General features: G+C 50.8%; 10 protein-coding genes and 1 tRNA gene. 6 read left to right on the forward strand and 5 right to left on the reverse strand.

Annotation, left to right across the window (positions count from 1 at the left end):
• On the forward strand, positions 1 to 552 hold a 552-nt coding region (locus tag D1841_RS15260; protein WP_160644420.1), incomplete at its 5' end, for a site-specific integrase.
• Between the two features lie 424 nt (positions 553 to 976).
• Here D1841_RS15260 and D1841_RS15265 read toward each other — a convergent pair.
• The 4 genes from D1841_RS15265 to D1841_RS15280 form a co-directional block, all read right to left on the reverse strand.
• A complete protein-coding gene (locus tag D1841_RS15265; protein WP_166554281.1) occupies positions 977 to 2005 on the reverse strand; it encodes a hypothetical protein in 1029 nt (342 codons plus the stop codon).
• Between the two features lie 154 nt (positions 2006 to 2159).
• Positions 2160 to 3332 carry a DUF4179 domain-containing protein gene (locus D1841_RS15270; RefSeq protein ID WP_160644415.1) on the reverse strand — a complete coding sequence of 391 codons (1173 nt, stop codon included), beginning with the start codon at positions 3330 to 3332 and terminating at the stop codon, positions 2160 to 2162.
• Positions 3325 to 3969, reverse strand: a complete 645-nt coding sequence (locus D1841_RS15275; RefSeq protein WP_237077182.1) for an RNA polymerase sigma factor — start codon at positions 3967 to 3969, stop codon at positions 3325 to 3327. The genes D1841_RS15270 and D1841_RS15275 overlap by 8 nt, the downstream gene beginning before the upstream one ends.
• A gap of 243 nt (positions 3970 to 4212) precedes the next feature.
• A complete protein-coding gene (locus tag D1841_RS15280) occupies positions 4213 to 5256 on the reverse strand; it encodes a DUF6076 domain-containing protein (protein ID WP_160644413.1) in 1044 nt (347 codons plus the stop codon).
• A 135-nt stretch (positions 5257 to 5391) separates the two neighbouring features.
• Between D1841_RS15280 and D1841_RS15285 the strand changes: the two genes are divergently transcribed.
• The 5 genes from D1841_RS15285 (at position 5392) to D1841_RS15305 (ending at position 8694) form a co-directional block, all read left to right on the forward strand.
• A complete protein-coding gene (locus D1841_RS15285) occupies positions 5392 to 5757 on the forward strand; it encodes a helix-turn-helix domain-containing protein (RefSeq protein WP_160644411.1) in 366 nt (121 codons plus the stop codon).
• Positions 5758 to 6047: 290 nt separating this feature from the next.
• Positions 6048 to 6365 carry a plasmid mobilization relaxosome protein MobC gene (gene mobC, locus D1841_RS15290; RefSeq protein WP_160644409.1) on the forward strand — a complete coding sequence of 106 codons (318 nt, stop codon included), beginning with the start codon at positions 6048 to 6050 and terminating at the stop codon, positions 6363 to 6365.
• A gap of 1 nt (position 6366) precedes the next feature.
• The gene (locus tag D1841_RS15295) at positions 6367 to 6804 is read left to right on the forward strand and encodes a relaxase/mobilization nuclease domain-containing protein (protein WP_160644407.1); all 438 of its coding nucleotides are present in this window, start codon (positions 6367 to 6369) and stop codon (positions 6802 to 6804) included.
• Complete coding sequence (locus tag D1841_RS15300; protein ID WP_160644405.1) at positions 6801 to 7367, forward strand: hypothetical protein; 567 nt, start codon at positions 6801 to 6803, stop codon at positions 7365 to 7367. Before D1841_RS15295 ends, D1841_RS15300 begins: the two co-directional genes overlap by 4 nt.
• A 109-nt stretch (positions 7368 to 7476) precedes the next feature.
• Positions 7477 to 8694, forward strand: a complete 1218-nt coding sequence (locus D1841_RS15305) for a site-specific integrase (RefSeq protein ID WP_160644403.1) — start codon at positions 7477 to 7479, stop codon at positions 8692 to 8694.
• A 204-nt stretch (positions 8695 to 8898) separates the two neighbouring features.
• Here the strand turns inward: D1841_RS15305 and D1841_RS15310 are convergent.
• Positions 8899 to 8974: transfer RNA gene (locus tag D1841_RS15310), tRNA-Trp, on the reverse strand.
• Positions 8975 to 9361: the final 387 nt, after the last annotated feature.

The following is a 9361-nucleotide window of genomic DNA, read 5'->3' on the forward strand; positions in this document are numbered from 1 at the left end:
GCTGTCTATGGCTTCCGACGCAGCGAGGTGCTGGGCCTGAAGTGGGAGCATATCGACTTTGAGAACCGCACCATAACGGTCACGGAAACCCTCCAGCAAGGCGCAAACGGCGATTATGTGGACACACCCAAGACCAACAGCAGCTACCGCACCCTGCCTATGACGGACAGCGTGTACAGTCTGCTAAAGGGGCAGAAACATCGCCAGGAGCGCCTGCAAGGGGCTTTGGGTGCCGGGTACATACAAAATGACTATGTGTGTACTTGGCCTGATGGGAACGTGATCTCGCCTAACTACCTGACCCGGACTTTCCACAACGTCATCGTCAAGAGCAGCCTGCCGAACATACGCCTGCATGACCTCCGTCACAGCGCGGCGTCAAATCTGCTGAATATGGGCTTTTCCATCGTCCAGGTGCAGCAGTGGCTGGGCCACGGCAGTGCCTCCACCACGTTGAATTTTTATGCCCATGTCGATAAAAATTCCAAACTGGATATGGCGGCAGCTATGGAAAAAGCGCTGAAACAACCACATGCGACGCCAGAGGGGTGATAGAAAATTGATAGAAAGCCCCCAAACTGCTGATAGAAAGAAAAAAGAAAAAGCCCGGAACCCGCATGATTCCTGGCTTTTTTGGCAGGGGCAGAAGGATTCGAACCCTCGGCACGCGGTTTTGGAGTGGATGCGGAAAAGGCATCAGCGGACATACAACAGCCAGTTTTCCGCATCGTTGAGCCACAAGTTTCTCAAAAGCACACGCCCCAAAAGATTTTGATGCTTTATTGATGATATTCGAAATTTTCAGCCCAGAAACCAGACGGTTTTTACCCCTTGAGTAGAGGTGAATATAGTTGTTAAGGCCTCCAGCGTTGCAATGGTAACATGGAAATAAAGATTTGTCAAGTCAGCAAGGCCCTCAAAATCTGCGCCGCTTAACAAAGAAGAACGGATTTTGGAAGAAAATACAGAAAGTAATCTACACTTTCAGAAACTGGCAATACCCAACAATATTGAATATCATCCCCCACAAAAGCAGCACTTGAAAAAGGCCAAAACAATCTGCTTTTCTGTCCAAATCCACACGGCACACCGCGGCAAAAACTGCCGGAAGGACATCGATTACATACCGGTTCCCATAGTGGTATCCGCCCAGGGTTTTATGGCTTACAAGCAGAAGTATGTGGACAGCTACGCAGGAAACCGTCAGCAGGTTGCATGGTGTGAGCGCTCTGGTTTTAATGGAACCGACCCCCCACCATAGCAGGATCGGAAAGCAAAGGAAGATGTTCATCCCATTAAATTCGGGAATGCTCATTTTCGTTTCAAAATGGAAGCCGGGCAGCCTGACCAAGTTATATAAATTTTGCGAAATGTAGCTATAATGGAATTGCCCATGCTCGGAATTGGTGAACTCCGGCAGGTAGTTATGCCCGAATTCCAGGATATTCCCAAACCTGAAATAATTCAAGAGCGCATAGGACATTGCCAGCAAAACAGCGGGAATAAAGACATAGGCTTTTACCAACAAATAATCCTTCAGCGCAGTCTCCTCCGGCTGCGAATCGTGGATGTAAATATAGATTATCAAGGGCAGGTATATGACTTGAAACGGGCGGCATCCCGACGCGCAGCACAACAAAAACAGGGACAGCCCTTTCCGTCCTTTTTTCGCATAATACAGGCTCATGAGCGAAAAGGTGAGCGCCATATTTTGCGCAATGAACCACACGCCGTTTGTGAGCGCAATGGGAAACACAGCGTTGCCTGCGTACAGGAAAACAGGCAGCATGGCGGCATATCGTTCGCTTACGTTATATTCCGCCGCTATGAGGGCACAATAGCTCACCCCAGCAAGGGCCACCAGGACATTCAGTAGGCTCTCTGGATTGTTTTCCCCGAAAATCAGCACAAAGGGCAGGAACACATAGGAGGGGAAGGGCGGGAAACTCACGTAATATTTCCCCTCAAAAATGGCCAGCTCCAGCCACGCATAGTCTTGCCCCAAATCCAATCTTCCGCTAAGCCATGCGATGCACTGCTTTGTGTAGGAGTTGTACGGGTTCTTCGACAGGATTCCATCGCAATATAAATACAGGATGATATAGATTCCCAGCACGGCCAGCAGCGGGTACGCAACAGTTCGGATTTTTGCAATCCCCCTACCCACGCGGCACCCCACTGGTAACAGGCATCTCCGGCTGAGGTGCCTGCGCCTGCAAACGGGCATACTCTGTTATGGACTGATGCGTAAACCCTTCTTCCAGATAGCTGTCGGTAACGCGCACGTTGCCTGTTTCCAAATCAACGGTGAATTCGCCAAAGGCCGCAGACCCGGCGGCGCGGTCGGCAGGCGGCTCTTTATAGACTGTAATGACGACCGTTTTCGTGCCCTCCGGCGGGCCAACGAAGGTGCACTCCTGCAAGGCGGTGTCTCCGAAGGAGTAGCGGCCGTCGCCGAAATCGCCGCCGCCGTTTTCATGGGTGTCCTCGCCCAAATCCAACCCGCCGTCTGTGCGCGCATGGGCATAGACTCCTGCAATATCAAAATAATGATAGGCCAGAGTAACACTCAGTTTGCTGGGGGAGCAGCCCCAGTTTTGCAGCTCCAGACCGCCGATTTCGACGTTTTGCACCTGTTCCTGCTGGTTATAGCGGGTGTTCATCGCCATGTCAAAGCAAAGGGAAACCGGGTCGGTAGAAAGAACCTGTCCGCGCCCGTAGAGGTTCCCCATAAACGCCTCTACCTGAATGGTTTCCTCTGTCCCCATCCCTTCCGGCAGATTGACCCGGATGGCGTTGCTCTCAAAATAGGAGCCCTTGCGGGTGAAAACCGGCAAGTCATATCCGGGCGCGCCTTTCCCATTGATAGAAATGCTCCAACCGGGAGCGTCGTGCCCTTCGACCGCTTCTTCTGTATAGAGTGTCTCCATTTTCAGCAGCTTTGTGTCCTTGACCTGCAAACGGAGGGCAAAGAACACGTAGTCCCCGTCGCAGTAAGCCTCTGTGACTGTAGCCTCATACTGGTCATTGCCGGCGCTTACGCCGATGCCCTGCACCACGCCCTCGTAACTAGGCGCGTTGGAGCCTATGGAGTTCAGCTGCCGGAATATTTCTCCAACCAGCGGCAGGCTCTCGGCAAAGGCCGGGAACGCAGCGTTGATGGAAAACAGCACCGCTACCACAAACAGGAAAGCCGCAGCCAAAGCGCCCGCCTTTTTCAACCATATAATATGGGCTGGTTTTCTTTCAAGAGGCTTATTTGCCTCCTCAACAAACGCCGGGTCGATATAGGTGATGCCCTCGAACAGACGGGTTTTATCGATTTCACACATAAAAATTCCCCTCCCTTTCCAAAAACGTCTTGAGACCCTGCCGCAATCGGTACATTTTCTGCGCCAGCTTTTTAGCCGGGATGCCCGATTCCTCCGCCAGCTCCTTTAAGGGGATATCGTACCAGTACCGGCGCACAAACAGCACCCGGTCGTCGCGGGCAAGCCCTTGCAGCCACTTGTCTATGATTCGCCCCAATTCCGCGCTTTCAATTTCCCTCTCCACCCGGACGGGGGACGGCACCGCTTCTTCCAGCTCGCTTAGGGTCTGTTCAAGGCCGCTGTATCGCTTTTGTCGGTGGTTTTTGCGCCACAGGCTTATGGAAATGTTCCGCACGATCCTGCCCAACCAAGGGCGCAGTTTTTCAGGCCGCTCCGGCGGGATTAAATTCCACGCCTGAAAAAACGTCTCGTTGACGCACTCTTTGGCGTCTTCCCCGTCCGATAAAAGACGCATCGCCACTGTCAGGCAGAACGCGCCATATTTGCACTCGGTCTGTGCAAGGGCAGTCTCGTCCCGCTGCCAGTACAGTTCGACAATTTGCTGGTCGTCCATCTGCGCCCTCCTTCCCTTACGAATCTTCGAATTGGCGGATTCTCCCTGCCACCAGTACAGTCCGGCAATTTGTGGATTGTCCATCTGAACCCTCCCTCTCTGACAGATTTTTGAAGGCCCTCTATATATTAACTCGTCGTTTTGGGGAGGATATTGTTCGCAGGGAGAGTTTTTTTCCAAAAACCCGTACTGCCGTATAAAGAGAGGCAGGCTCAAATTGGGACAGAAAGATGTGTCGGATAAAACAGCAGGATAAATGCAAGCGCACTGCACACCGGCAACGTCGTGAACCTCAAGATCTGCGCCGCTAAACAAAGAGAAGCCAGCCTAAAGCCCAGCCAGCTTCTCCCGCAATTCGCTATCCGACAGCTTACCTTGTTCTGCCAACTCCTTCCATTCCTGAGCCTGCGCCACCTTCTTGTTCCACTCATCATTTGAGATTTTCTTGCGGTTCTTCCGCACCTTCAATCGGTTATAAGCCTTCCGATATTCCCGCTGTGCCGGGGTCTCGGAGGCTTTTTCTTTCTCGGCTTTATTGTGAGCGCCTACCTTACGACAGGTGCGGGAAGTCTCACCGGGAGCAATGTTGTTGCAATAGCAGGTGTTGTAGCCAGCAGTCAACAGAAAATACTTGCCGCAGTTGTGGCAGCGGCGTGGGCAGTTCCCGTGAATCAGGCCACGATAAAAATCAGCATAGAGGAAGCTGACCAGGCTGTTGAATTGCAGCTTTTCTGCAATCACAGGCCGATGTGTCTCATCCAAGTTGTTCACGGGCACAAACTCAATAGCCACCTCTGTGCTCACTTCCCAATCTGCATCAGGCGAAAAGATGGGCGCCTTTTTCAATGCGTCCATGTACCAGTGGGTGAACGCAAAGCCGTATGCGTCCTTGGTTCTCTTACCCAGCGGCTCAAAATAGAGGGTGAGCGTTGCATCCACCTGATTCAAAAAGACCAGTAGGTTTTGTGAAAGTCCGCCCATCATGTCCAGAAACCAGTCAATATGCTTGCGGCCACCCGTGCCTGGAGTGGTGGCTTCCTGCCATTTTTCAGAATCGCTTACCAGCACGGGGAACAGATGATAGGCTGTCCTTATGTCCAAACTTATGTCGCGGTAAGGCGGCAGCTCAAGCAGCAAATCCCAAACCGCATTAAGCCTCTCCTGCACATTAAGAGCGGCTTTTTCATTTTTGCTTTCGAGCATTTCACGGGCGGCAGGCACAAAGTTGTCCGTACACTTCTGCAACTCGACAAACCATTCGTCTTTCAAATTCAGTAATTCCGTGGTGATTTCTCCCAGCGGGTAAGTGCGCCTGCCAGCAATCAGCTTGTCGCCCGAAAAGAATATTGAGAACCTGTCAAAGCAATCCATGGCCCCTCCTGTTACCGATACGAAATTTGCATTTACCCATCATGGCCGTTAGCTATTGAAAAACCGAGTAAGCTCTGCTAGACTATTGTAACAGACAAAGGAGAATCTGTCAAATAGAATTAGGAAGTGTGTTTGATGGAATGCTACGAATTTAAGAATAAGGATAAGCCTAAAAACTTTTTCCCTCTACCCAATGCTGTGTTTTACTTAGGGCTTAGTACGGGCGCACTTGCCGTGTATGCCTATCTTCTTTTTTGCGAAGATAGGAAAACGCACAAGTGCTACCCCAGCTATAAAGCCATCGGCAGAGCCGTTGAGATGAGCGTGAACACAGTTCGGAAGTATGTATCTGAGCTACTGGAGAAAGAGTTAATCGAGGTGGAGCCGACAAAGGTTTACACAAAGACAGGCCGGGTCTGGAACGGAAACCTGATGTATAGGATTTTGCCAATCCAGCAAGCAGTGGACTGCTACAACGAAAGCCAGCTGTGGGGCTTTTGAGGGCTATGCTGGGCAGGTAAGTGAGACACCAAGGGTGGAGTACAAGCTGAGGGAGCCAGGACACCCTGTAGGCGATTTTGGAAGAAGTTACCGGGCGAAACCTATTTTTCATTTGAAGCAGAAATTTCCCGGTTGCCAGTGCGGCTTGGCAGAAGAAAATCCTGCCTTTTAGGCAGGCAAGCATAGCACCCGGCTATACGCCGGTCGCAGGAGCCGGGTAATCCCGGCCCCTCCCCCCGCCCCCTAAAGGGGGAGTTTTAAGGACAAGGACTCATAAAAGGAGAGCGAGATTGAAGGGAAAAACGAAAACAGAAATTATCACAGCAAGGCTTACGCCGAGTGAAAAATCAGCTATACAAAAGCGAGCGCGGAAGGCTGGAATGACGGTAACTGCCTACCTTGTCCAGTGTGGACTTGGCAAAAAAATTGTACAGGTAGATGGTCTACAAGAAGTTTTGTCTGAACTGAAAGCACAGGGCAGAAACATCAATCAACTGGCTGTGCTGGCGAACATGGGCAGAATCAGTAGCTTGCAAATAGAAGATTTATTGAATGCTTACACCAAAGTTTATTCTGCTTTGGAAAAGATTGCAAGAGAGGTGAGGTAGTATGGCGACGTTTGTAGCAATCCGAAACAAGAAGCAGACAGTAGGTGCTCTGGCAGGAGTGCTGAAATATGTGGCTCAAGAACGCAAAACCAGACAGGGAGATTTGAAATTTGTATCAGGTTATAATTGCGTGCCCCAGTGCGCTTACATAGAAATGCTTACTACTAAAAGGCAGTTTCGCAAGACTGATGGGCGGCAATTTTACCACTTTGTACAATCCTTTTCCGATGACGATTTCTTGACGCCACAGGAGGCCAACGCCATAGGTTTGGAGTTTGCAGAGCGGGAATTTTCTGATTTCGAGGTGATGATTGCCACTCACCTCGACACGGGCCATCTACATAATCACTTGGTAGTGAATTCTGTTAGCTGTGTCGACGGCAGGAAACTTCATCAGAACGCCGCAGACTTGCAGGCTCACCGAAATGAAACGATTTGATTTGTCAACGGCACGGACTTTCTGTTCTGAAAAAAGCGAAAAGACATGAGTCGAAAAAGAGCATAAAACCCGGAGAATATCAAGCTGGCTTGCGGGGTGAGAACTGGAAACTGGATTTACTCCTCGCCATCAACGAGGCTTTGGAGTACGCAGACGATCGGGAGTCCTTCATCGAAAATATGGAGCAGGAGGGGTATCAAGTCCTGTGGACTGATACTCGAAATCACATTACGTTTATCACACCGGAGGGCCGACGTTGCCGCGACAGCAGTTTGCACGACGAGACTTTCCACAAACAGAACCTGGAAATGCTGTTTCTTTACCGCCAAGCCTTTGGATTCTCTCCAGCCACTGAGGAACCAGAGGAAGGATGGCTTGGCGAGTTGGCAGAAGATGCTGTTCGCTTCGGCAGATACTTAGAGCAGGCGTTTGACACGCCAGACTTGCCGCCCATTCCCACTTGGTCAGAGAGCAAGCAGCGCAGCCGCGAGGCGCTGAAGAAACTGGCGCATGGGCAGAAACTCACTAACGAGGAAAGCTATGGGTACGATTTTGGCTGGTAAAACCGGGCGCAGATTTTGCGCCGCTAAACAAAGAAAAGCCCAGAAATTTCTCTGGACATAGCTCAGCACTATGTGGTAGTGTTGGTGGTTAAAGAAGGGAGGCCCGCATATGGCACAAAAGAAATTACTCACAAACGGCAAGGCTTTCAAGCGCTCAGACAACCGCTGGGGCGGTACCGTCTGGTATATGGACGAAAAGGGAGAGCGTAAACGAAAATGCTTCTCAGGAACCACTAAGGCTGAAGTTACCAAGAAAATGACAAATTACGTTGTTGCTTTCAACGAGCAACTGTTTGCATCCGATGAATCCCAGCAAACACTTCGGGAGAGCATGACGCACTGGCTCCATGTGTTCAAGTTTCCTTCGGTAGAGCGTACCACTTACGATAGATGTGAATGTACAGTAGAGCATCAAATCTTTCCTCTGCTTGGAGAAAAGGTAGTAGGCGATATCACCGCCGCTGACCTCAAGGAAGTGCTGAATTATTGGATGAACCAGGGCTACGCTTACACTACAGTCAAGAAAGTATACATCGTCCTCAACGAATACTTCCGCTACCTGACCCAGCAGGAAATCCTTGCCAAGAACCCCATGAACAGTGTCCCCATGATAAAGAAGTCAAACTTCATGGCGGCACAAAACAAAGAGGATCTACCTACGCAGGAAACGGTCACGGTGTTCACGCCGGAGGAAATCGAGAAATTCAAGGCCGAGGCGTTCAGCAAGTTCAGTAACGGCAAGCCGAAATACCAGCAACCAGCGGCCTACATCCTCATGCTGAACACCGGCCTACGCACAGGTGAGTTGCTGGGCCTGCTCAACAGCGACATCAACCTGGAGGGCAAATACCTGGAGGTACGCCAGAACGTGAAAGAGGTGTGCAGGCGCAAGGGGACGGATTACGTTCCCGGCAGAGAGGTAAAAGTCGGCAAAACCAAAACAGCCACCAGTAAGCGTCGTGTGCCCCTAAATGGGGCCGCAGAGCAGGCGGTAAGGGAGTTACGCCAGGAGCGCGATTTCGGCCCCACAACGCCCCTCGTGAGCGACGAGAAGGGCGACTACACCCGACCGGTCAACTTCCGCAAGAGGTACTACCGAATTCTCAGGGCAGCGGGGATAGAGCAGAAAGGTCTCCACAGCCTAAGACATCATTTCGCCACCCAACTGATAAACGGTGTGAAACAGCCAGACGGCACAATTCTCGCCTTATCGCCCCGCCAAGTGGCCGACCTCCTGGGCCACAGCACTTCGCAGATAACCGAAATGTACTATGTCAAGAAAGATACCGCCCGCCTACAAGGAATCACAGACGGGTTCAATTTTTGACAGGGGACAGTGAAACAGGAGAGGGCACCCCGAAATTTTGATGATTTATTGATGATGTGCCAGACGGAAAGGTTAGAAACGGATGCGACCAGATGCGAAAAAACAGCAAAATGCACGCCATAGTGAGCGACTCCAAAGACCGCATACCACCACCCCAAAACACGAGAAAAGCCCGGGATTCCAAGGAATTCCGGGCCATGTCTGTGGCAGGGGCAGAAGGACTTGAACCCTCGGCACGCGGTTTTGGAGACCGCTGCTCTACCAGCTGAGCTATACCCCTATCTGACTACTTCATTATTCTATCACTTCTGGGTTCTGCTGTCAACTGTTTTTTTGTAGTGAAGAAGCATTGGCGGATGTCATAATTGTTTTAGACACTTTGAGAAAGGCGTCTAAAACAATTTTTTATTTACAGGCAGTGTGAGAGGCAGACAAAACCAACAGAAAATGGATTGCACAGAAAGATCTGTTTCAGGCTAGCAGGTGAATATCCCACACATGGGTAAAACTTCCGAAATTTGGGGCAGGGGCTAAGTTTGCGGAGGGAATCGCAGGATTGTTTTAGACACTTTCCGGAAAGGGAGAGGGAGCGGTATGAAGCAGTATTTCATGGAGTACGAGAGCGACAGGAAGGTATGCGGCGGGTATTCCCACGTCTGGGGCTTTG

The organism is Neglectibacter sp. X4, assembly GCF_009917365.1.
Lineage (GTDB): Bacteria > Bacillota > Clostridia > Oscillospirales > Acutalibacteraceae > Acutalibacter.

Bases quoted from the DNA above. Each gene is read 5' to 3' on its own strand.
- D1841_RS15305 (WP_160644403.1), top strand. From the start codon at position 7,477: ATGGCACAAAAGAAATTACTCACAAACGGCAAGGCTTTCAAGCGCTCA.
- D1841_RS15280 (WP_160644413.1), bottom strand. From the start codon at position 5,256: ATGGATTGCTTTGACAGGTTCTCAATATTCTTTTCGGGCGACAAGCTG.
- D1841_RS15285 (WP_160644411.1), top strand. From the start codon at position 5,392: ATGGAATGCTACGAATTTAAGAATAAGGATAAGCCTAAAAACTTTTTC.
- D1841_RS15270 (WP_160644415.1), bottom strand. From the start codon at position 3,332: ATGTGTGAAATCGATAAAACCCGTCTGTTCGAGGGCATCACCTATATC.
- D1841_RS15275 (WP_237077182.1), bottom strand. From the start codon at position 3,969: ATGGACAATCCACAAATTGCCGGACTGTACTGGTGGCAGGGAGAATCC.
- D1841_RS15295 (WP_160644407.1), top strand. From the start codon at position 6,367: ATGGCGACGTTTGTAGCAATCCGAAACAAGAAGCAGACAGTAGGTGCT.